We start from the raw sequence: 22,529 nt of genomic DNA on the forward strand, positions 1-22,529 counted from the left end.
TCGATTACATGCGAGACGGTACGTTCGCACGTCTCTTTCGTCATAAAGTACTGATTCGCAAGGTGTCTCGATTGGCGAACCGGCCGCTCGCCCCGTTGGCGTATGCTTGCCTTTCCGCCTGAACCGCCTTTTGAACCGCATTCCCGACCAAAACTCATGCCGCGCCCCCTTTCCGCAACGATTCACACCGCCGCTCTCGCCAACAACCTTGCCATTGCGCGCAAGTACGCGCCGAAATCGAAAATCTGGGCCGTCGTGAAGGCCAATGCGTATGGCCACGGTCTCGCGCGAGCGTTCCCCGGACTTCGCGCGACGGACGGTTTCGGTCTTCTGGACCTCGAAGAAGCAGCGAAGTTGCGCGAACTCGGCTGGGCAGGCCCCATTTTGTTGCTCGAAGGCTTCTTTCGTCCGACCGATATCGACGTGATCGACCGTTATAGCCTGACCACGGCCATTCACTGCGACGAGCAGTTGCGCATGCTGGAAATGGCGCGGCTCTCGAAGCCGGTCAACATCCAGTTGAAGATGAATAGCGGCATGAACCGGCTCGGGTACACGCCCGAGCGGTTCCGCGCGGCGTGGGAGCGGGCGCGCGCCTGCCACGGCATCGGCCAGATCACGCTCATGACCCATTTTTCCGACGCCGACAGCGAACGCGGCATCGCGCATCAGCTGGAGGCGTTCGAGCGCGGCGCGGAAGGCATCGCGGGCGCGCGCAGCCTGTCGAACTCGGCGGCCGTGCTGTGGCACCCGAACGCGCATTTCGACTGGGTGCGCCCGGGCATCATTCTCTACGGCGCGTCGCCGTCGGGCGTGACGGCCGATATCGCCGATACGGGCCTCAAGCCCGCGATGACGCTCACTTCCGAGCTGATCGCCGTGCAGACGGTGCAGCCGGGCGACAGCATCGGCTATGGCTCGACCTACACGGCGAACCGGCCGATGCGCATCGGCGTGGTCGCCTGCGGCTATGCGGACGGCTACCCGCGCGTCGCGCCCGAGGGCACGCCCGTCATCGTCGATGGCATACGGACGGCGCTCGTCGGCCGCGTCTCGATGGACATGCTCACCGTCGATCTGACGCCGTGCCCGAACGCGGGCATGGGTTCGCGCGTGGAATTGTGGGGCGCGAACCTGCCGATCGACGACGTGGCCCGCGCGTGCGGCACCATCGGCTACGAGCTGATGTGCGCGATCGCGCAGCGCGTGCCGGTCCGCGCGGAATGAGCGCGCCGCATCGGGCGTTGGCACTGAATATCTAAAGGCATTACGTGGCAAAAGCAGCGAAGGCAAAAACGCTTTACATCTGTAGCGAGTGCGGCGGACAAGCGCCGAAGTGGACCGGACAGTGCGCGGCATGCGGGGCGTGGAACACGCTCGTGGAATCGGTGGAGCAGGCGCCCTCGGCGCATCGCTTCCAGGCGCTCGCGAAGAGTTCGCCGGTGCAGCGGCTCGCCGACATCGAAGCGGCGGACGTGCCGCGCTTTTCGACCGGCGTCGGCGAGTTCGACCGCGTGCTCGGCGGCGGTCTCGTGCCGGGCGGCGTGGTGCTGATCGGCGGCGATCCGGGCATCGGCAAATCGACGCTCTTGCTGCAATCGCTCGCGGAAATCGCGCGCGAGCGGCCGTCGCTCTACGTGAGCGGCGAGGAAAGCGGCGCGCAGATCGCGTTGCGGGCGCAGCGGCTCGGGCTGCTCGGCGGATCCGCGAGCGCGGCGGCGGACCTCGCGCTGCTCGCCGAAATTCAGCTGGAGAAGATTCAGGCGGCCATCGACGAGCAACGTCCGGAAGTCGCCGTCATCGATTCGATCCAGACCGTCTATTCCGAGGCGCTGACCTCCGCGCCGGGTTCGGTCGCGCAGGTCCGCGAATGCGCGGCGCAACTGACGCGCATCGCCAAGCAGACGGGCACGGCCATCATCATGGTCGGGCACGTGACCAAGGAAGGCAGTCTCGCCGGTCCGCGCGTGCTGGAGCATATCGTCGATACGGTGCTGTACTTCGAGGGCGACACGCACTCGTCCTTCCGGCTCGTGCGCGCGTTCAAGAACCGCTTCGGCGCGGTCAATGAGCTCGGCGTCTTCGCGATGACCGAGAAAGGCTTGCGCGGCGTGGCGAATCCGTCGGCGCTTTTCTTGTCGCAGCACGAGCAGAGCGTCGCGGGGTCGTGTGTGCTCGTCACGCAGGAAGGATCGCGCCCGCTGCTCGTGGAAGTGCAGGCGCTCGTCGATACGGCGCATGTGCCGAATCCGCGCCGCCTCGCGGTCGGGCTGGAGCAGAACCGGCTCGCGCTGCTGCTCGCGGTGCTGCATCGGCATGCGGGCATCGCGTGTTTCGATCAGGACGTGTTTCTGAACGCGGTGGGCGGCGTGAAGATCACCGAACCCGCCGCCGATCTTGCCGTGCTGCTCGCGATTCACTCGTCGATGCGCAACAAGCCTCTGCCGAAGGGCTTGATCACGTTCGGCGAAGTGGGGCTGGCGGGCGAAATCCGGCCGTCGCCGCGCGGGCAGGATCGCCTGAAGGAAGCGGCCAAGCTCGGCTTTTCCGTCGCGCTGATTCCGAAGGCCAATGCGCCGAAGCAGGCGGTGGACGGTCTCAAGGTGATCGCGGTCGATCGCATCGAAGAAGCCATCGACCGCGTGCGCGATCTGGAGTGAACGGATCGGACCCTCGGTAACGGGCCGTAAGAAAAACGCGCGCCGCTGTAACCTGGCGCGGGCGCGGTTTTCATATCCTTCTGGGACCCAGGACCGGCGGATGATGCCACCACGCGCCGCCGCGCCGAAGTGACTGGATGGATCGAGAGGATCACGCTTTGAAACATGTCAAAACAGCCCGGCCCGCCCCAGCATTCCACCTGCGCGGCTGCCGCGTCTCGGCGCCCTTGCAACAGCCGTTTGGCAGCGGATGCCGGATCGTCGAATGGATCGACGGCGAAGGGCAGATTTCGCGGCGCGTCGTGTCCGCGGACGTGACCGAGGCCGAAGTGGTCGCCACCATTCGCCGTCACGTCACGGGCCGCAAACACGTGCTCGTCGACGACGAGCGTCAGCCGCGCCAGACCTTGCCGCGACGCTAGTTTTCGCGGCCGCGAAAGAGCGGATGCGCTGCTGCTTCCGCCGGCGTGAGCACCGGCGCGACGCAGCAGTCGAGCGGTTCGAGGCGCGCCGTCCATTCGTCGCGCGTGCGCTCGCGGATGCACGCGGCGAGGCGCGCGGTCAGTTCCTTCGCATCCGCGCCGCCGATCGCCTGCCCGAGACTCCAGTGCCGCGCGGCCCACTCCGGGTGGCCGAGCGCGTCGCATAGCGTCTGCCAGAACTTGAGTTCGAGCGCGCCGACGGCCACAAATTTGTCGTCCGCCGTGCGATACACGTTGTAGCAAGGCACGCCGCCGTTGAGCAAGCCGGCTCCCGCGCGCGTGCCCGGCTCGTCGGCATTGGCGAGCGCGATATGCGCCATCACGTTGTGGGCGTGAACGGCGTGCGTCATCGAGATGTCAACGAAGCGGCCTTCGCCCCCGCGCGCGACGTGCCAGAGCGCGGCCAGCATTTGCGTCACCGCCGCGAGCGCGCCGCCGAGCAGGTCCGCAAGCTGGAAGTTGGGCACGATGGGCGCGCCGCCAGCATCGGCAAGCTGATCCAGCACGCCCGCATACGCGATGTAGTTCAGATCGTGCCCCGCCTTGTCGGCGAATGCGCCTTCGCTGCCGAACCCGGTGATCGCGCAGTAGACGAGCTTCGGATTGACCTGCCGCAGTACGTCGTAGCCGACGCCGAGCCGCGTCATCACCGTCGGCCGGAAGCTCTCGACGAGCACGTCCGCGTCCCTTGCCAGTTCGATCAACTTTGCTCGCCCGGCTTCGGTCTTCAGATCGAGGGTGAGCGAGCGCTTGCCGCGATTCACGATCCGATAGAACGCGCTCGGAGCGCCGCTCGCGCGGTCGGCGTCGCTTCGCAGCATCGAGCGGGCGTAGTCGCCTTCGCCCGGTGGCTCGATCTTCAACACGTCCGCGCCGAGTTCGGCGAGGCGCAGCGTGGCAACCGGTCCGGGCAGAAGCCGCGTCAGATCCAGCACGCGAAGACCGGCGAGAGCGGGGGAGGTCGTCAAGTCGTCGGTCTCCGTAGAGGATTACGAGCTCAGTTGTTCGAGTTCCTCGTGCGCGTCGAGCCACTCCAGTTCGAGCGTTTCGAGCCGCGCGTTGACTTCGCCCTGACGGCGAATCGTGTCGGTGAGCTTCGCCTTGAGCGCGGCGTCGTAGCTTGCGGGATCGGCGACGAACGCATCCAGCGTCGTTTTTTCGGCATTCAGCGCGTCCATTTCCTTCTCGATCTTCGCGATGCGCGATTGCAGCGGCTTGCGCAGATGCGACAGCTTTTGCCGCTCTTGCGCCTCCTGTCTTCGCTGTTCCTTGCGATTCGCCGTGCTGTCCGGCGCATTGCCGGCAGCCGACCCGACGCCGTTTGCTTCTTTCGCCGCCGCCCGCGTGTCGGCGGCATGTTGCAGAAGCCAGTCGCGATAATCGTCGAGATCGCCGTCGAACGGACTCAGCCGGTGCTTCGCCACCAGCATGAACGTGTCGGTGGTGGCGCGCAGCAGATGCCGGTCGTGCGACACGAGAATGAGCGTGCCTTCGAATTGCGCGAGCGCCATGGTCAGCGCATGACGCGTTTCGAGATCGAGGTGGTTCGTCGGTTCGTCGAGCAGCAGCAGATTGGGCTTCTGCCAGATGATGAGCGCGAGCGCGAGCCGCGCCTTCTCGCCGCCGGAGAACGGCGCGATCTTCGCGGTGGCCATGTCGCCCGAGAAGTTGAAGCTGCCGAGAAAGTCGCGCAGTTCCTGCTCGCGCGTGTCCGGCGCGAGGCGCGCGAGGTGAGCGAGCGCGGAGTCGTCCGGGCGCAGCGTTTCCAGTTGATGCTGCGCGAAATAGCCGATCTGCAAGCCCTTGCCTTGCCGCACGTGACCCGAGAGGGCGTCGAGCGTGCCGGCGAGCGTCTTGATGAGCGTCGACTTGCCCTGACCGTTCGCGCCGAGCAGACCGATGCGCTGCCCGTTCTGAATCGACAGCGTCACGCCTTCGACAATCGGAATCTCGGCGCCGTCCTCGGTGCGATAACCACAGCGCACGTCTTCCATCACCATCATCGGATTCGGCGCGGCATCCGGCGTGCGGAACTCGAACGTGAACGGCGAGCTCGCGTGCGCGGGCGCGATCAGCTCCATCTTTTCGAGCGCCTTGACGCGGCTTTGCGCCTGCTTCGCCTTGGTGGCCTTGGCCTTGAAGCGGTCGATGAAGCTCTGCAGATGCTGCACCGTCTTCTGCTGCTTCTCGTAGGCGCTTTGCTGCAACGCGAGTTGTTGCGCGCGCAGCACTTCGAACTGGCTGTAGTTGCCGCCGTAACGCTTCACCTGCCGGTTTTCCAGATGTAGCGTGACGTTGCAGACCGCATCGAGAAACTCGCGGTCGTGCGAGATCACGACGAGCGTGCCCGGATAACGGCCGAGCCAGTCTTCGAGCCAGACGATGGCGTCCAGGTCCAGGTGGTTGGTCGGTTCGTCGAGCAGCAGCAGGTCGGACGGACACATCAGCGCCTGCGCGAGGTTCAGACGCATGCGCCAGCCGCCCGAGAAGCTCGCCACCGGCTCGCGCGTCTGTTCGAGCGTGAAGCCGAGCCCGAGCAGCAGCGTTTCCGCGCGGGCGGGCGCGGTGTAGCCGGCGGCATCGGCGAACGCGGCGTGGGCTTCGGCTTCCGCTGCGCCGTCGTGCGCCGCGGAGGCCGCCGCGATGCGTGCTTCGATGGCGCGCAAGTGCGTGTCGCCGTCGAGCGTGTAGTCGAGCGCGGTGCGATCCACGGCGGGCGTTTCCTGCGCGACATGCGCGATGCGCCACGACGGTGGCATCGAGAAATTGCCGCCGTCCGCGTGCAACTCGCCGCGCAGCACAGAAAAGAGCGTGGATTTGCCCGCGCCGTTCGCGCCGACGAGACCGGCTTTCTCGCCCGGATTGAGCGTGAAGCTGGTCTCTTCGAAGAGCGGCTTGGTGCCGCGGGACAGGCTGAACTGGTTGAAGCGAATCACGTCGGAGGGCGGCGGCAGAGCGCGGACTGGAGGAAACCGCTATTTTAGACCGGGCGCGTATGCCGCAAGGGATCGTCCGTTCGGCTAATGGCGGGCGAGCGCGCGGCGGAGTAGCATCGCCTGACTTTCACCCTTCGATGATTCACCTCTTCAATGCGCGGAGCAGGCATGAATTCGACTACCGACAGCATCTACGGCTTCACGGCAGAGCGGCTCGACGGCACGACCGTCAGCCTCGACACGTACCGCGGCAAGGTGCTGCTAATCGTGAACACCGCGAGCGAATGCGGTTTCACGCCGCAGTACCGGGGCTTGCAAGAGCTCTACACGCTGTACGCGGGGCGCGGCTTCGAGGTGCTCGGCTTTCCGTGCAACCAGTTCGGCAAGCAGGAGCCGGGCGACGCGGCCCAGATCGGCAGCTTCTGCGAGTCGAACTATGGCGTCACGTTTCCGATGTTCGCGAAGATCGACGTCAACGGGCCGAATGCGCATCCGCTCTTCAAGTATCTGACGGAGAAGGAGCCGGGCGTGCTCGGACTGGAGGCGATCAAATGGAACTTCACGAAGTTCCTGATCGACCGCAACGGGAACATCGTGAAACGCTACGCGCCGATCACGAAGCCCGAGTCCATCGCGGACGACATCGAAAAGCTGCTCTGACGCGCTCAGAGAATCGGGGAAAAGAGCCGGGCGACGTGCATCGCCATGCGCCGCCAGAACGCGGCGCCGCGATAATCGTTGCCGTCGATCTCATACGCATGCGCGAAGTCCACGAGCAACATGCTCTCCACTTCGCGGGCGAAGTCGTGATCGACGGTCAGCACGGTGATCTCGAAGTTCAGCCGGAAGGAGCGGTTGTCGAGATTGGCGCTGCCGACCGACGCGGCGATGTCGTCGACGAGCACGACTTTCTGATGCAAAAAGCCCGGCTTGTAGCGGAAGATGCGCACGCCCGCCTGCACCAGATCGTATGCGTACAGCCTCGACGCCGCGAACACCACGCGATGATCGCGCCGGCTCGGAATGAGAATGCGCACGTCCACGCCGCGCATCACGGCGAGCCTCAGCGCCGAGAATACGGCTTCGTCCGGAATCAGATACGGCGACGTGATCCAGATCCGCTCGCGCGCCGCGTTGATCGCCTCGACGAAGAAGAGCGAGCAGGTCTCCTGTTTGTCGGCGGGGCCGCTCGAGAGGACCATGCAATGCATGTTCTCGTCCGAATGCGACGCGGGGCCGAGCTCGGGCAGGCGCTGCGTCGCCCAGTACCAGTCCTCGGTGAAGACGAACTGAATGCTGGCGATCGCCGGCCCGCGCACTTCGACATGCGTGTCGCGCCACGGCGAAAGCCGGGGATTGCCGCCGAGATACTCGACGCCCACGTTGTGCCCGCCGACGAATGCGCGCTTGCCGTCCACGACCACGATCTTCCGATGATTGCGAAAGTTGATCTGGAAGCGGTGCACGAACTTGCGCTTGGTCGCGAACGGATGCGCTTCGACGCCGCCCGCGCGCAGCGCATGCACGTAGCGATGCGGCAGGTCGAAGCTGCCGATGCTGTCGTAGAGAAAATAGACGCGCACGCCGGCTTTCGCTTTCGCGATGAGCGCGTCCTTCAGCATCTCGCCGAGCGCGTCGGCGCGCACGATGAAGAATTGCACGACGACATACTGTTCGGCCGCTTCGATGGCCTCGAGGATCGCGGAAAACGTCGCGTCGCCGTTCACTAGCACACGCACGGCATTGCCGCGCAGGAACGGCATGCCGGAGAGCCGTTGCAGCGTGCGGATGGTCGGATTGCCGAGGTATCGCGCGGGGCCAGTGTCGAGTTCGCCGCGCGCGCCGGAAGCGTCGACGAGCGCCGTGCCTGTCGTCGAAGTGTCGCTGCGGTCGGTGGAATCCCACTCGGTCGGCTTCGAGCGGTTGCGCAGGATTTCGATTTCAAGCCGGCGCTCGTCGATATAACCGGCGAACTTGCTGCGCCCGAGAAAGAGATACGGAATGAGCGTGAGGTAAGGCATCGCGACGAGCGACACCGCCCACGCGACCGCGCCTTGCGAGGTGCGCGTATTGATGATCGCGTGGACGGCCGCGATCACGCCGAGCACATGCGCGGCCATCACGAGCGTGCCAACGTGGAGCCAGTCTGCTGCTTGCATAGATGCGTTCGATTCGGAGCTCGATGCGCGCGGATCGCCACGCGAAGCCAGACGACGATCGCCGCCGCGAGCCGCGGCGGCGATGCCTTATCTTACCGAACCCGCTTACCGAACCCGCTTACCGAACCCGCTTACCGAACCTGACTTGCGCGGCGAATGCCGCTCAGGCCGCTCAGGCCGGAAGGTCCGCCGCCTGGATCAGGAACACGTTGTCGTCGCCGGCGCTGGTCGAGAGCCAGATGAGATCGAGCCCGCCGAGCGCGGCCTCGACGTTCGCACGCTCGTTGCCGATCTCGACGACGAGCACGCCGTCTTCGGTCAGCCACTTGCCCGCGTCGCGCACGATGCGCCGCACCACGTCCATGCCGTCCGCGCCGCCCGCGAGCGCGAGTTCCGGCTCATGACGGTATTCCTCGGGCAGCGCCTGCATCGCGGTCGCGTTCACGTACGGCGGGTTGGTGATGATGACCTCGTAGCGGGCAGGCGAAAGCGGCGCGTACAGGTCGCCTTCATGCAGCGTGATGCGGTCCTGCAACCCGTAGTCGTCGACATTGCGGCGCGCGACCGCGAGGGCATCGGCGGAGATGTCGACGGCATCGATATCCGCGTTTTCGAAGGCTTGCGCCCCGAGAATCGCCAGGCACCCGGAGCCGGTGCAGAGTTCGAGCACGCGCGTGACGTGGTCCGGATCGGGCACGTACGGCTGCAGGCCATCCTGCAACAACTCGCCGATGAACGAGCGCGGCACGATCACGCGCTCGTCGACATAGAAACGATGGCCGTGCATCCATGCTTCCTGCGTGATGTACGCCGCCGGCACGCGTTCCTTGGCACGGCGCTCGATCACCTGCATGACGGCATCGATTTCGGTGTCGAGCAGGCGGGCATCGAGAAACGGTTCAAGCGTGTCGAGCGGCAAGTGCAGCGTATGCAGGATCAGATACGCCGCTTCGTCATAGGCGTTGGTCGAGCCGTGGCCGAACGAGAGCCCGGCTTCCGTGAAGCGCGAGACGCCGAAGCGCAGCAGGTCGCGGACGGTGGTGAAGGGTAGCGCCATCGAAGGCTCCTTGTTTTTTTACGGGTAAAGATTTACGCGATCAATTCTTCGAGCACGCGGCGGTAGACGTTTTTCAGCGGCTCGATGAAGCGCACGTCGACATGTTCGTCGATCTTGTGGATGCTGCCGTTCGGCGGCCCGAACTCGACCACCTGCTCGCAGATGCGCGCGATAAAGCGGCCATCGGACGTGCCGCCCGTGGTGGACAACTCCGGCCGCACGCCGGTTTCATCGTGGATGGCTTTTTCGAGCGCGTTGGAGAGCGCGCCGCGCGGCGTCAGGAACGGCAGGCCGCTCACCGTCCACGTGAGATCGTAGTCGAGCGCGTGTTTGTCGAGAATCGCGTGGACGCGGCTTTGTAAGCCTTCGACCGTGCTCGCCGTCGAGAAGCGGAAGTTGAACATCAGCTCGGCGTGGCCCGGAATGACATTCGTCGCGCCGGTGCCCGAGCGCAGGTTCGACACTTGCCAGGTGGTCGGCGGGAAATATTCGTTGCCGTCGTCCCAGCGTTGCGCGACGAGTTCGGCGAGCGCGGGCGCGAGCAGGTGAATCGGATTGCGCGCGAGATGCGGATAGGCGATATGCCCCTGCACGCCCTTCACGACGAGCTTGCCGGACATGGAGCCGCGCCGCCCGTTCTTGACCATGTCGCCGAGCGTTTCGTTCGAGGTCGGCTCGCCGACGATGCAGTAATCGAGCCGCTCGCCGCGCGCCTTCAAGGCTTCGACCACCTTCACGGTGCCGTCGGTGGCGGGGCCTTCCTCGTCGCTCGTGATGAGCAGCGCGAGCGAGCCGCGATGCTGCGGACACTTCGCGATGAACTCTTCGCTCGACACGACGAACGCCGCGAGCGACGTCTTCATGTCCGCGGCGCCGCGCCCGTAGAGCTTGCCGTCGCGATGCGTCGGCGTGAAGGGCGGCGAAGTCCATTGATCGAGCGGGCCGGTCGGCACGACGTCGGTATGTCCGGCGAATGCGAGCAGCTTGCCCGACGCGCCGTCCGTTCCGCGCTTCACGGCCCACAGATTCGTGACGCCGCCCGATTCGATGGTTTCGCATTCGAAGCCCACAGCCGACAGACGCTCGATCATCAGCGCCTGACAATGGCGGTCGTCGGGCGTGACGGACGCGCGCTCGATCAGGGCTTCGGTTAAGGACAAGGTGCCGGACATGGTTTCAGCCTGCATTTCTTTCGACAGCGTAAAAAAATGCCGGCGCGGGGCCGGCAAGCGGTTTGGCGTGACGCGACGGCGTGATGTTCAGAGCCATCGCACAGAGATCACGCGAAGAGCGTCTCGTACTGCTCGGCCGAGAAGCCGAGCGTCTTCACGCGGCCGTTCACCACGACGACCGGCCGCTTGATGATCGACGGCTTGTGGATCATCAGCGCGATCGCGCCCGAAGTCGTGTCGGCTTCCGCCTTGTGCACGTCAGAAAGACCGCGCCACGTCGTGCCGCGCTTGTTGATGAGCTGTTCCAGCGGCACGTCCTTCAGCCAGTCCTGAAGCAGCTTCTCGTTCACGCCCGCCTTCTTGAAGTCGTGGAACTCGAACGGCACGCCGTGCTCTTCCAGCCACACGCGCGCCTTCTTCACCGTGTCGCAATTGGGAATGCCGTACACGACCGTCAAGGCATTGGGGCCGCGCGCCACGATCAGTCGCCTCGCAGCAGTTCGTTCAGGCCGACCTTCGCGCGGGTCTTCGCATCGACCTTCTTCACGATCACCGCGCAGTACAGGCTGTGCGAGCCGTCCTTCGACGGCAGATTGCCCGCCACGACGACCGAGCCCGCCGGAATGCGGCCGTAGCTCACCTGACCGGTTTCGCGGTCATAGATCTTCGTGCTCTGGCCGAGGTAGACGCCCATCGAAATGACGGAGTTCTCCTCGACGATCACGCCTTCCACCACTTCCGAGCGCGCGCCGATGAAGCAGTTGTCCTCGATGATGACCGGGTTCGCCTGCAACGGCTCCAGCACGCCGCCGATGCCCACGCCGCCCGACAGGTGCACGTTCTTGCCGATCTGCGCGCATGAGCCGACGGTGGCCCACGTATCGACCATCGTGCCTTCGTCGACGTAAGCGCCGATGTTCGTGTACGACGGCATCAGCACCACGTTCTTCGCGATGAACGAGCCGCGCCGCGCGATGGCCGGCGGCACCACGCGAAAGCCGCCCGCTGCGAAGTCTTCGGCGGTGTAGTTGGCGAACTTCGAGGGCACCTTGTCGTAGAACTGGCTGTAGCCGCCGGCGGGCATCGGCGCGTTGTCTTCGAGGCGGAACGACAGCAGCACGGCTTTCTTCAGCCACTGGTTCACGACCCAGTCGCCGTCGCGTTTTTCGGCGACGCGCAAGGCGCCGCGGTCCAGTTGCTCGATGGCGTGCGAGACGGCTTCGCGCACTTCCGCGGGCGCGGCTTTCGGCGACAGCTCGGCGCGGTTTTCCCAGGCGTTGTCGATGATGCTCTGAAGTTGTTCCGACATAGTGATATCAAGGATAGAGAGAGGGACCGGCAGCGCGTTTCAGGACCATTCAGGGCTTGAGCGTGCGGCAGAATTCGACGATGCGGCGGGCGCCTTCGATGCATTCCTCGGTCCCGGCAACGAGCGCGATACGCACGAACCCTTCGCCGGGATTCGTGCCATGCGCGGGACGAGCGAGATAGGAGCCCGGCAGAACCGTCACATTATAGTCGGCGTACAGGCGCGCGGCGAACTCGGTATCGCTGAGTCCGGTGCGCGAAACATTCGCCCAGAGATAGAACGCGGCGTCGGGCAGACGCACGTCGAGCACGTCGGTGAGCATCGGCGTGACCGTGCGGAACTTGCTCGCGTAGAGCGCGCGGTTCTCGCGCACGTGCGCTTCGTCCTGCCACGCGGCAATGCTCGCGCGCTGGAACACGGTCGAGAGCGCCGCGCCGTGATACGTGCGATACAAGAGGAAGCTCTTGAGCACGGCAGCGTCGCCGGCGACGAAGCCCGAGCGCATGCCCGGCACGTTCGATCGCTTCGAGAGGCTCGACAGCATCACGAGGCGCTCGAAGCCGCGACCGAGCAGACGCGCGGCTTCGAGACCGCCGAGCGGCGGCTGCCCTTCGTCGAAATAGATCTCAGAATAGCATTCGTCGGAGGCGATCACGAAGCCGTGCTTGTCCGACAGCGCGAAGAGTTCGCGCCAGTTGTCGAGCGTGAGCACCGCGCCTGTCGGGTTGCCGGGCGAGCAGATGTAGAGCAGTTGCGTGCGCGCCCAGATGTCGTCGGGCACGGCCGAGTAATCGCACGCGAAGTTGCGCGCGGGGTCGCTGTTGACGAAGTACGGTTCCGCGCCCGCGAGCAGCGCCGCGCCTTCGTAGATTTGGTAGAACGGGTTCGGGCAGAGTACGATCGGCGGTTTCGCGCCCGCGAGTTCCTGCGTGCTGCGGCTGTCGATCAACGTCTGCGCGAGCGCGAACAAGGCTTCGCGCGAGCCGGAAACGGGCAGCACTTCGGTGGCCGCGTCGATCGAAGCGAGTCCGTAGCGCGCCTTCACCCATGTGGCGATGGCTTCGCGCAGCGGCTCGCTGCCGAGCGTCGCCGGGTAGGCGGCGAGGCCGCCGAGCGCGTCGATCACCGCGTCGCGGATCAGCGCGGGCGTCGCATGCTTCGGCTCGCCGATGCCGAAGCTGATCGGCGTGAATCCGGCGCGCGGCTCGATGCCCTTGAACAGCGCGCGCAGCTTTTCGAAGGGATACGGCTGGAGTTTCTGGAGAAGTGGATTCACGGCGTGTCGATTGAGCGATGAACGTCGGGCGGCGGCGAGGCGCCATGCGGCCGCAGCGATCTATGTAGCGGCATGAGAAAGACATCAGAGAACGGGCGATTATACCGCGCGCATTTGCGCTCCACGGCGCGCGGCGGCAAGGACGACAGACGCATGACACGTAGCGAAACCGTATCGAAATCCACGCGCAGAGGAGCGCCGCAATGACGCGCCGCCTGCACGACGCGCTGCCCACGCTCGCCATCATGATCGGCGCTTCCGTGTGGGGCTTCGTCTGGTATCCGATGCGCCTGCTCGCATCGATGGGACTCACCGGCACCGCCGCCAGCGCGACGACGAGCGGCGCCGCGTGTCTCTTTGTTTTGCTGCTCAAACGCCGCTCGATCCGCACGGTGTCGTGGCACTGGCTGCTCGCGTGCCTCGGCGTGGCGGCGGGCGTGACGAGCGTGGGCTTCGTCTGGGGCGCGATCCACGGGCAGGTCATGCGCGTGCTGCTGCTTTTCTATCTGACGCCCGCATGGACCGCCGTCTTCGCGCATTTCATCTTGCGCGACCGCTTGACGCGCGCCGATGCGGCGCTGTCGCTCTTGTCGCTCGCGGGCGCGGTCACGATGCTCTGGTCGCCCCAACTCGGCGTGCCGCTGCCCGCGAATCTTGCCGAATGGGCCGGGCTCATGGGCGGCATGGGCTTCGCGATGAGCAACGTGCTCGTCGTCAAGATCACGCGCGTCTTACCGGGCATGAAGCCGGAGATGCGCACGGCCGTGATCTTCGGCGGCGCGGCGATCGTGGCGTCGGTCGCCACGTTGTTGGAGCCGATGCCCGCGCCGCCCGCCGCATCGCAGATGGGCACGGTCGCGTTCATCGTGATCGCGCTCGGCGTCGTGCTCGCGGTCAACAACGTGATCGTGCAGATCGGGCTCGCGCGCGTGCCGGCCAATCGCGCGTCCATCATCATGCTGTTCGAACTCGTGGTGACGGCGCTGTCGTCGTGGCTCATCGCGGGCGAAGTGCCGGGGCCGCGCGAATGGGCGGGCGGCGCGTGCATCGTGGCCGCGTGCGTGCTGTCGGCATGGGCGCACAGGCAGGGCCGCGAGCCATCGCAACGGCCGCCCGGCGAGGCCGAACCCGAAAAGAAATCGACACGCGCGATGGTATGATGGTGTCCGCTCGCGCCGCGGCAGGCGGCGTCCGGCGCGCATGAGATCTTTCATCCGCGACCGGCCGCGCCGCGGCTTGTCTGCCGTTCATCCTCCGTCATTCACTTCAAACAGCGATATCGCCGTGCGTCTGACTTCGATCAAACTCGCTGGTTTCAAGTCCTTCGTCGATCCCACGCATTTCCAGGTCCCCGGCCAACTGGTCGGCGTCGTCGGGCCGAATGGCTGTGGCAAGTCCAACATCATCGACGCGGTGCGCTGGGTGCTCGGCGAATCGCGCGCATCCGAATTGCGCGGCGAATCGATGCAGGACGTCATCTTCAATGGATCCACCGCGCGCAAGCCGGGCAGCCGCGCGAGCGTCGAACTGATCTTCGATAACGCCGATGGCCGCGCCGCCGGTCAATGGAGCGCCTACGGCGAGATCGCCGTGAAGCGCGTGCTCACGCGCGATGGCACGTCCAGCTATTACATCAACAACCTGCCCGCGCGCCGCCGCGACATTCAGGACATCTTTCTCGGCACGGGTCTCGGCCCGCGCGCGTACGCGATCATCGGGCAGGGCATGATCGCGCGGATCATCGAGGCGAAGCCCGAAGACCTGCGTGTGTTCCTCGAAGAAGCCGCGGGCGTCTCGAAGTACAAGGAGCGTCGCCGGGAGACGGAGAATCGTCTGCACGATACGCGCGAGAATCTCACGCGCGTGGAAGACATCGTGCGCGAGCTGACGGCTAATCTGGAGAAGCTGGAAGCGCAGGCCATCGTCGCGACGAAATACAAGGCCTTGCAGACCGAAGGCGAAGAGAAGCAGCGCCTGCTGTGGCTCTTGCGCAAGAACGAAGCGGGCAACGAAGCCGAGCGCCAGCAGCGCGCCATTCGCGACGCGCAGATCGAACTCGAAGCGCAAACGGCGCGTCTGCGTGAAGTGGAAGCGCAACTGGAAACGCTGCGTGTGGCGCACTACAGCGCCAGCGACGCGATGCAGGGCGCGCAGGGCGCGCTTTACGAAGCCAACGCCGAAGTGAGCCGGCTGGAAGCGGAGATCCGCTTCATCGTCGAGTCGCGCAACCGCGTGCAGGCGCAGATTGCCGCGCTCGCCGCGCAGCGCGAGCAATGGCAGATGCAGGCGCAAAAGGCGCGCGACGAAATCGAAACGGCGTCCGAAGCATTGGCCGAGGGCGAAGAGAAGGCCGCGATCGCGCAAGAGAACGCCGCAGCGAAGCACGACGCGCTGCCCGCGCTCGAAGCCCGCTGGCGCGACGCGCAGGCGCAATTGAACGAGGAACGCGCCGGCATCGCGCGGGCGGAACAGGCGTTGAAGCTCGAAGCCGCGCATCAGCGCAACGCGGATCAACAGCTTCAGCAATTGCAGCAGCGCCAGGAACGCCTGAAGAACGAAGCGGGCGGTCTCGACGCGCCCGACGAAGCGCAACTCGAAGAACTGCGCATGCAGCTTGCCGAGAACGAAGAGATCTTGGCCGAAGCACAGGCGCGTCTTGCCGATGCGCAGGAAACCGTGCCGCGTCTCGACGCCGATCGCCGCGCCGCGCAAGAGCGCGTGCAGGCGGAAAGCGCGCAGATCCATCAGCTCGAAGCGCGCCTTGCCGCGCTGAAAGCGTTGCAGGAAAGCGTGCAGACCGAAGGCAAGATCCAGCCGTGGCTCGACAAGCACGAACTCGGCGGACTGCCGCGTCTGTGGAAGAAGCTGCACGTCGAGGCGGGCTGGGAGCCGGCGCTCGAAGCCGTCCTGCGCGAGCGTCTCGCCGCGCTGGAGGTCTCGAATCTCGACTGGATCAAGGCGTTCGCGAGCGACGCGCCGCCCGCCAAGCTCGCGTTCTTCGCGCCGCCTGTCGCGGGCAAGCCGCTGGACGCGCCGCAGGGCTTGCGGCCGTTGACTTCGCTTGTGCGCATCGACGATCCGGGCATCCGCGCCGTGCTCAACGAATGGCTCGGCAACACGTTCATCGCCGACGACATCGCGCAGGCGCTCGCCATGCGCAATCAGTTGCCCGAAGGCGGCGCGTTCGTCGTGAAGGCGGGGCATACGGTCACGCGCGTCGGCGTGCAACTCTATGCGTCGGATTCCGAGCAGTCGGGCATGCTGGCTCGCGCGCAGGAAATCGAAAATCTCGCGCGGCAAGTGCGCGCGCAGGCACTGCTCGCGGACGAAGCGAAAGCCAACGCCGTGCGCGCCGACGCGGCTCACACGCAGGCATCGCAAGTTCTCGCCGATGCGCGTGCCGCCGCCGAGCGCGCCACGCAGCGCGTCCACGCGTTGCAGATGGACGTGCTCAAGCTCACGCAGGCGCACGAGCGCTACACGCAGCGCAGCACGCAGATCGGCGCGGAACTCGAAGAAATCGCCGCGCAGATCGAGGAACAACGCGCGCTGCGGGCCGAATCCGAAGCCGCGTTCGAGCAGCACGACGCCGAGATCGCGCAATTGCAGGCGCGCTTCGAAGACAATCAGCTTGCGTTCGAATCGCTCGACGAGGCGCTCACCAACGCGCGCCACGAACTGCGCGAACTGGAACGCGTGGCCAGCGACGCGAACTTCGCGGCGCGCGGCCTCGCGGCGAAGATCGAGGAATACAAGCGCAGCATCGACACGGCGCACGAGCAGAGCGAACGCGTCGAAGGCGCGCTGGAAGACGCGCGGGCCGAACTCGAAACCATCAACGCGCAGACCGCACAGACCGGCTTGCAAGACGCGCTCGAAGTGCGCGCGGCACGCGAAGAGGCGCTGCACGCGGCGCGCATCGAACTGGACGATCTCACCGCGCGGCTGCGTCAGGCCGACGAGCAGCGTCTGCAGACGGAGCGGTCGCTTCAGCCGCTGCGCGACAAGATCAACGAATTGCAGTTGAAGGAGCAGGCGGCGCGCATCAACGGCGAGCAGTTCGCCGAGCAGTTACAGGCCGCGGGCGTCGACGAAGCCGAATTGCAGGCGAAGCTCACGCCCGACATGAAGCCGTCGTATCTGCAAGGCGAAGTCACGCGCCTGAACAACGCGGTGATCGCGCTCGGGCCGGTCAACATGGCCGCGCTCGAAGAACTGGCGGCCGCGACCGAGCGCAAGCACTTCCTCGACGCGCAATCGGCCGATCTGAACGACGCCATCGGCACGCTGGAAGACGCGATCCAGAAGATCGACCAGGAAACGCGCGCTTTGCTGCAAGGCACGTTCGACGAAGTGAACCGCCACTTCGGCGACCTGTTCCCGCGTCTTTTCGGCGGCGGGCAGGCTAAGCTCATCATGACGGGCGACGAAATTCTCGACGCGGGCGTGCAGGTCATGGCGCAGCCGCCCGGCAAGAAGAATTCGACGATTCACCTGCTTTCGGGCGGCGAAAAGGCGCTCACCGCGACGGCGCTCGTCTTCGCGATGTTCCAGCTGAATCCCGCGCCGTTCTGTCTGCTGGACGAAGTGGACGCGCCGCTCGACGACGCGAACACGGAACGCTTCGCCAACCTCGTGCGGGCCATGTCGAGCAAGACACAATTCCTCTTCATCTCGCACAACAAGATCGCGATGGAGATGGCGCAGCAACTGATCGGCGTCACGATGCAGGAGCAGGGCGTGTCGCGCATCGTCGCGGTGGATATGGAATCCGCCGCGGGATTCGCGCAAAACGGCTGACCCGGTTTTATGAATGAAGGCCGGACGTGGAGCCGGCCAGGCGCGCAGGCGCGGAGTGGCGTGCATCGGATGCGCGCGACAGATCGCGCGGCGCTTCGTAACTCAAAAGAATGATGGAGCGTGCATGGACGAGTTGACACTCGGATTGATCGGAGCGGGAGCTGTCGTGGTCGGCGGCGTGGTGGTGTACAACGCGTGGCAGACCGCGAAAGTGCGGCGCAAGATGCCGCGTCCGATGCCCGACGAAGCCGCCGATGCGCTCGCGCGCCAGGAAACCGACGACGAGCAGCCGTTCATCGAGCCGGTGCGCCCCGCGCGGCGCGAGCCTGTAGCGGGCGGCGGCGCGGGCGATGCGCAGGAAGACGCGCGCGTCGAACCCAGCTTCGGCGGCGTCCCTGTGTCGACCGAGGCTGCGGCGGTCACGCCTGCCGTCGCGCCAGCGGATACCCCCGTCGACCTGCAGGCGGAAGCGACTTCCGCGAACGGCGTCGCTGATGAACCCGCGGTCGTCGAGGAAGACGAGCGCAGCGAGCCGGTCATGCCCGCCGCCACGACCATTTCGTCGACGCCGCCCGCTGTCGTCGACCGGCGCATCGACTGCGTCGTGCCGATTCGGCTCGCCACGCCCGTGGCCGGCGACCGCGTGATTCCGCTCGCGCAGCGACTGCGTCGCGCGGGCACGAAGCCCGTGACCATCGAAGGCAAGGCCGAAGGCGAGAGCACGTGGGAGCTGTTGCGCCACGGCGTGCGCTACGAGGAACTGCGCGCGGCCGCGCAACTCGCCAATCGCAGCGGGCCGCTGAACGAACTCGAGTTCTCGGAGTTCGTCACGGGCGTGCAGCGTCTCGCGGACGCCATCGACGGCGCGCCCGAATTCCCCGACATGATGGAAACCGTCGGCATGGCGCGCGAGCTCGACGCGTTCGCCGCCCAGTGCGACGCGCAGTTGTCCATCAACATTCTCTCCGACGGCGCGCCGTGGTCCGCGAACTACGTGCAGGCGGTGGCCTCGCAAGACGGCTTGCTGCTGTCGCGCGACGGCACGCGCTTCGTCAAGCTGGACGCCAAGCAGAACCCGGTGTTCATGCTCCAGTTCGGCGACACCAATTTTCTGCGCGACGACCTCACGTACAAGGGCGGCCAGATGATTACGCTGGTGCTGGACGTGCCCGTCGCCGACGAAGACATCTTGCCGTTCCGCCTGATGTGCGATTACGCGAAGTCGCTGTCCGAGCGCATCGGGGCGCGCGTGGTCGACGATCAGCGTCGCCCGTTGCCGGAATCGGCGCTGCTCGCCATCGAGAAACAACTGATGACGCTGTACGCGAAGCTGGAGCAGGCGGGCATGCCGGCCGGGTCGCCCGCCACGCGCAGGTTGTTCAGCCAGTAAGCGCTTGGTTCGTAGCTGCATGTCGTGTCGCGATTGCGCCCCGCTTTGGGGCGCTTTCCGTTGGTACGCGCCGCCACATGCGCGCATGGCCTAGACCGTTCGGCCGATGCCGCGACGACCGTTCTTCTGAGACAATCGAACGGTCGGTTCAACTGACTCAATTCATCCCTCGAAAGCCGCATGTCCGCCAAAACGAAAGCCGAATCCGCCGCCACCGCCAAGTCGCTCGCGCCCGTGCCCAGCGCCGACCGGCCGGAGGAGCGCGCCGCGTGGCTGCGCGCGGAACTGGAGCGCGCGAACTACGCGTACTACGTGCTCGACCAGCCGGATTTGCCCGACGCCGAATACGACACGCTCTTCAAGGAATTGCAGGGCATCGAGGCGGCGCATCCGGAACTCGTCACGCCGGATTCGCCGACGCAGCGCGTGGGCGGTCAGGTCGCCGAGGGCTTCGCGCCGGTCGTGCACGACGTGCCGATGCTGTCGCTCAACAACGGCTTCGCGGACGAAGACATCGCCGCGTTCGACAAACGCGTGTCGGACGCGCTCGGCCATGCGCCGGTGCAGTACGCGTGCGAATTGAAATTCGACGGATTGGCAATCTCCTTGCGCTACGACGACGGCCGCTTCGTGCAGGCGTCGACGCGCGGCGACGGCGCGACCGGCGAGGACGTGACGGCCAACGTGCGGACCATTCGCTCGATCCCGCTGACGCTGAAAGGCGCGAACGTGCCGAAGCGTCTCGACGTGCGCGGTGAAGTGCTGATGTTCAAGCGCGACTTCGACCGCCTGAACGCGCGCCAGCGCGACGCCGGACAGCGGGAATTCGCGAATCCGCGCAACGCGGCCGCGGGCAGCCTGCGCCAGCTCGACCCGAAAATGACGGCGCAGCGGCCGTTGTCGTTCTTCGCGTACGGCATCGGCGTGCTCGAAGGCGCCGAGATGCCGGATACGCACGCGGCGCTGCTCGACTGGTACCGTGACATGGGGCTGCCGGTGAATGCCGAGCGCGGCGTGGTCGATGGCGCGGAAGGCTTGCTCGGTTTTTTCCGCAAGACCGGCGACAAGCGCGACAAGCTGCCATACGACATCGACGGCGTCGTCTACAAGGTCAACCGGCGCGACGAGCAGGACAAGCTCGGCTTCGTCTCGCGTGCGCCGCGCTTCGCGCTCGCGCACAAGTTCCCGGCGCAGGAAGCGCTGACGCAACTCGTGGCCATCGACGTGCAAGTCGGCAGAACGGGCGCGATCACGCCGGTGGCGCGGCTCGCGCCGGTGTTCGTCGGCGGCGCGACGGTGACGAACGCGACGCTGCATAACGAAGACGAAGTGCGCCGCAAGGACATCCGCATCGGCGATACGGTGACCGTGCGCCGCGCGGGCGACGTGATTCCCGAAGTCGTCGGCGCGATCCTCGAACGCCGTCCTGCCGACGCCCGCGAGTTCGTCATGCCGACGGAATGCCCGGTGTGCGGCTCGAAAATCGAGCGCCTGCCGGACGAAGCCGTGGCGCGCTGCACGGGCGGGCTCTTCTGTCCGGCGCAACGCAAGCAGGCGCTGTGGCATTTCGCGCAGCGCCGCGCGCTCGACATCGACGGTCTCGGCGAGAAGATCATCGACCAGTTGGTGGAGCAGAACCTCGTGCGCACGCCCGCGGATCTTTTCAATCTCGGCTTTTCGACGCTCGCGGCGCTCGACCGCTTCGCCGACAAGTCAGCGCAGAACCTGTTGGATTCGCTCGAGAAGGCGCGACACACGACGCTGCCGCGCTTCATCTATGCACTCGGCATCCGGCATGTCGGCGAATCGACAGCGAAGGATCTCGCGAAGCACTTCGGCTCGCTGGATCCGATCATGGCGGCATCGGTCGAACAGTTGCTCGAAGTGAATGATGTCGGGCCGGTCGTCGCCGAAGCGATTCACAACTTCTTCAGCGAAGCGCATAACCAGCACGTGATCGAGCAGTTGCGCGCCAAGGTGTCGTGGCCGGAAGGGCCGCCCGCGCCGAAAGCGCCGCAGGGGGTGCTCGCCGGCAAGACGGTCGTGCTGACGGGCACGCTGCCCACGCTGTCGCGCGAGGAAGCAAAGGAAATGCTGGAGGCGGCCGGCGCGAAGGTGGCCGGTTCCGTCTCGAAAAAGACCGACTACGTGGTGGCGGGCGCCGAAGCGGGCAGCAAACTCGCGAAGGCGGAGGAACTCGGGGTTCCCGTCGTCGACGAAGACGGCATGAAGAAGCTATTGGAAGGAGTCACTCCATGATCCGGGAAATTCTCAAGATGGGCGATCCGCGTCTTTTGCGTATCGCGCAGCCTGTCGAACACTTCGACACGCCGGAACTGCACACGCTCGTGCAGGACATGTTCGACACGATGCGCGACGCGAACGGCGCGGGACTCGCCGCGCCGCAGATCGGCGTCGATCTGCAAGTGGTTATCTTCGGCTTCGGCCACAATGAGCGTTATCCCGACGCGCCGCCCGTGCCGGAGACGGTGCTCATCAATCCGATCATCACGCCCAACGGGCACGACATGGAGGAGGGCTGGGAAGGCTGTCTTTCGGTGCCGGGGCTGCGCGGCGCGGTGCAGCGGTTCTCGATGATCCGCTACCAGGGCTTCGATCAATACGGCAACGCGATCGAACGGCTCGCGGAGGGCTTTCATGCGCGCGTGGTGCAGCACGAGTGCGATCATCTGATCGGCAAGCTGTACCCGATGCGCATCACCGACTTTTCGAAGTTCGGCTTCACCGAAGTGCTTTTTCCGGGCCTTGACCCGGCGCGCGACGACTGAGCCGGCCGATTCTCGCGCCGCCCAAGAAAAAACCTGCTTGCTGCAAGCGGGTTTTTTTCGTTCAGGCCAACGTTTCAGGATCGCGCGTGGGGTCCGGTTGGCGAAAGAGCGCGACGTGCTTGGGATTGGCCGAGCCTTGCAGCCGGCCGTCGGGCAGGCGCGCGAACACCATCTCTCCGATGCCGGGGCTCGTCACGACGACTTCATCGCGCAGGGCGAGCAGGGCTTCGAGCCGTCGTCGGCCGCTCACGATTTCAAGACCGGTTTCTGTCGCACGAACGATGATCTCAACTGACATGGCCATTTCTCCTTGAAGCGTTGATGCTGATTGCCGTTATTCCGATGCCCGCCCTCGACGCGTAGGGGCTGTCAAAAGTTCTCGGACATTCCGTACCTAACGGACATTTGACCGATTTTCTTTAGCCTAAATGTGAACAAAATAAAACGGCGCGATCGATAAGCGATCGCGCCGTTTTCGGGCTTCGGATGTCGCGTTTTC

18 protein-coding genes are annotated in these 22,529 nt (G+C 65.6%); 9 read left to right on the forward strand and 9 right to left on the reverse strand.

Going from position 1 to position 22,529, the window contains the following annotated elements:
• Nucleotides 1-156 precede the first annotated feature (156 nt).
• The 3 genes from alr (at nucleotide 157) to LDZ24_RS05790 (ending at nucleotide 3,082) form a co-directional block, all read left to right on the forward strand.
• On the forward strand, nucleotides 157-1,227 hold the full coding sequence (gene alr / locus LDZ24_RS05780) for an alanine racemase (protein ID WP_248322084.1): 1,071 nt from the start codon (nucleotides 157-159) through the stop codon (nucleotides 1,225-1,227).
• 44 nt (nucleotides 1,228-1,271) lie between these two features.
• Nucleotides 1,272-2,660 carry a DNA repair protein RadA gene (gene radA, locus LDZ24_RS05785; RefSeq protein WP_175940113.1) on the forward strand — a complete coding sequence of 463 codons (1,389 nt, stop codon included), beginning with the start codon at nucleotides 1,272-1,274 and terminating at the stop codon, nucleotides 2,658-2,660.
• A gap of 158 nt (nucleotides 2,661-2,818) precedes the next feature.
• On the forward strand, nucleotides 2,819-3,082 hold the full coding sequence (locus tag LDZ24_RS05790) for a DUF2866 domain-containing protein (protein ID WP_241269851.1): 264 nt from the start codon (nucleotides 2,819-2,821) through the stop codon (nucleotides 3,080-3,082).
• On the opposite strand, the gene LDZ24_RS05795 is transcribed toward LDZ24_RS05790, so the two are convergent.
• Both LDZ24_RS05795 and LDZ24_RS05800 read right to left on the reverse strand, forming a co-directional pair.
• Nucleotides 3,079-4,110 carry a CaiB/BaiF CoA-transferase family protein gene (locus tag LDZ24_RS05795; protein WP_248322085.1) on the reverse strand — a complete coding sequence of 344 codons (1,032 nt, stop codon included), beginning with the start codon at nucleotides 4,108-4,110 and terminating at the stop codon, nucleotides 3,079-3,081. The genes LDZ24_RS05790 and LDZ24_RS05795 overlap by 4 nt on opposite strands.
• Before the next feature lie 21 nt (nucleotides 4,111-4,131).
• Nucleotides 4,132-6,078 carry an ATP-binding cassette domain-containing protein gene (locus tag LDZ24_RS05800; protein WP_248322086.1) on the reverse strand — a complete coding sequence of 649 codons (1,947 nt, stop codon included), beginning with the start codon at nucleotides 6,076-6,078 and terminating at the stop codon, nucleotides 4,132-4,134.
• A 168-nt stretch (nucleotides 6,079-6,246) separates the two neighbouring features.
• Here LDZ24_RS05800 and LDZ24_RS05805 point away from each other — a divergent pair, with 168 nt between their 5' ends.
• Nucleotides 6,247-6,738 carry a glutathione peroxidase gene (locus LDZ24_RS05805; protein WP_248322087.1) on the forward strand — a complete coding sequence of 164 codons (492 nt, stop codon included), beginning with the start codon at nucleotides 6,247-6,249 and terminating at the stop codon, nucleotides 6,736-6,738.
• Nucleotides 6,739-6,743: 5 nt separating this feature from the next.
• On the opposite strand, the gene cls is transcribed toward LDZ24_RS05805, so the two are convergent.
• The 6 genes from cls to dapC form a co-directional block, all read right to left on the reverse strand.
• Nucleotides 6,744-8,237, reverse strand: coding sequence for a cardiolipin synthase (gene cls, locus LDZ24_RS05810; protein WP_248322088.1), 1,494 nt, complete (start codon nucleotides 8,235-8,237; stop codon nucleotides 6,744-6,746).
• A gap of 172 nt (nucleotides 8,238-8,409) precedes the next feature.
• Complete coding sequence (gene prmB / locus LDZ24_RS05815; protein ID WP_248322089.1) at nucleotides 8,410-9,294, reverse strand: 50S ribosomal protein L3 N(5)-glutamine methyltransferase; 885 nt, start codon at nucleotides 9,292-9,294, stop codon at nucleotides 8,410-8,412.
• Between the two features lie 32 nt (nucleotides 9,295-9,326).
• Entirely contained in the window at nucleotides 9,327-10,466 is a 1,140-nt protein-coding gene (gene dapE, locus LDZ24_RS05820) for a succinyl-diaminopimelate desuccinylase (RefSeq protein WP_248322090.1), read from the reverse strand.
• Between the two features lie 107 nt (nucleotides 10,467-10,573).
• A complete protein-coding gene (locus LDZ24_RS05825; RefSeq protein ID WP_248322091.1) occupies nucleotides 10,574-10,945 on the reverse strand; it encodes an ArsC family reductase in 372 nt (123 codons plus the stop codon).
• A 2-nt stretch (nucleotides 10,946-10,947) separates the two neighbouring features.
• Nucleotides 10,948-11,775 (reverse strand): 2,3,4,5-tetrahydropyridine-2,6-dicarboxylate N-succinyltransferase, encoded by an 828-nt coding sequence (gene dapD, locus LDZ24_RS05830; protein WP_248322092.1) that lies wholly within the window; start codon nucleotides 11,773-11,775, stop codon nucleotides 10,948-10,950.
• 49 nt (nucleotides 11,776-11,824) lie between these two features.
• On the reverse strand, nucleotides 11,825-13,051 hold the full coding sequence (gene dapC / locus LDZ24_RS05835; RefSeq protein WP_248322093.1) for a succinyldiaminopimelate transaminase: 1,227 nt from the start codon (nucleotides 13,049-13,051) through the stop codon (nucleotides 11,825-11,827).
• Nucleotides 13,052-13,254: 203 nt separating this feature from the next.
• On the opposite strand from dapC, the gene LDZ24_RS05840 reads away from it, so the two are divergent.
• The 5 genes from LDZ24_RS05840 to def all read left to right on the forward strand — a co-directional run bounded on the left by LDZ24_RS05840 (nucleotide 13,255) and on the right by def (nucleotide 22,030).
• Nucleotides 13,255-14,211 (forward strand): DMT family transporter, encoded by a 957-nt coding sequence (locus LDZ24_RS05840; protein ID WP_248322094.1) that lies wholly within the window; start codon nucleotides 13,255-13,257, stop codon nucleotides 14,209-14,211.
• A 124-nt stretch (nucleotides 14,212-14,335) separates the two neighbouring features.
• Nucleotides 14,336-17,851 (forward strand): chromosome segregation protein SMC, encoded by a 3,516-nt coding sequence (gene smc / locus LDZ24_RS05845; protein WP_248322095.1) that lies wholly within the window; start codon nucleotides 14,336-14,338, stop codon nucleotides 17,849-17,851.
• A 124-nt stretch (nucleotides 17,852-17,975) separates the two neighbouring features.
• Nucleotides 17,976-19,241 carry a cell division protein ZipA C-terminal FtsZ-binding domain-containing protein gene (locus LDZ24_RS05850; RefSeq protein WP_248322096.1) on the forward strand — a complete coding sequence of 422 codons (1,266 nt, stop codon included), beginning with the start codon at nucleotides 17,976-17,978 and terminating at the stop codon, nucleotides 19,239-19,241.
• 180 nt (nucleotides 19,242-19,421) lie between these two features.
• Complete coding sequence (ligA, locus tag LDZ24_RS05855) at nucleotides 19,422-21,500, forward strand: NAD-dependent DNA ligase LigA (protein WP_248322097.1); 2,079 nt, start codon at nucleotides 19,422-19,424, stop codon at nucleotides 21,498-21,500.
• On the forward strand, nucleotides 21,497-22,030 hold the full coding sequence (def, locus tag LDZ24_RS05860) for a peptide deformylase (RefSeq protein WP_175940128.1): 534 nt from the start codon (nucleotides 21,497-21,499) through the stop codon (nucleotides 22,028-22,030). Before ligA ends, def begins: the two co-directional genes overlap by 4 nt.
• Nucleotides 22,031-22,091: 61 nt before the next feature.
• On the opposite strand, the gene LDZ24_RS05865 is transcribed toward def, so the two are convergent.
• Nucleotides 22,092-22,328: a hypothetical protein gene (locus tag LDZ24_RS05865; protein WP_248322098.1), complete on the reverse strand. Its 237-nt coding sequence runs from the start codon at nucleotides 22,326-22,328 to the stop codon at nucleotides 22,092-22,094.
• Nucleotides 22,329-22,529 lie beyond the last annotated feature (201 nt).

Origin of the sequence: Caballeronia sp. Sq4a (assembly GCF_023170545.1) — a bacterium.
In the GTDB taxonomy this organism is placed as follows: domain Bacteria; phylum Pseudomonadota; class Gammaproteobacteria; order Burkholderiales; family Burkholderiaceae; genus Caballeronia.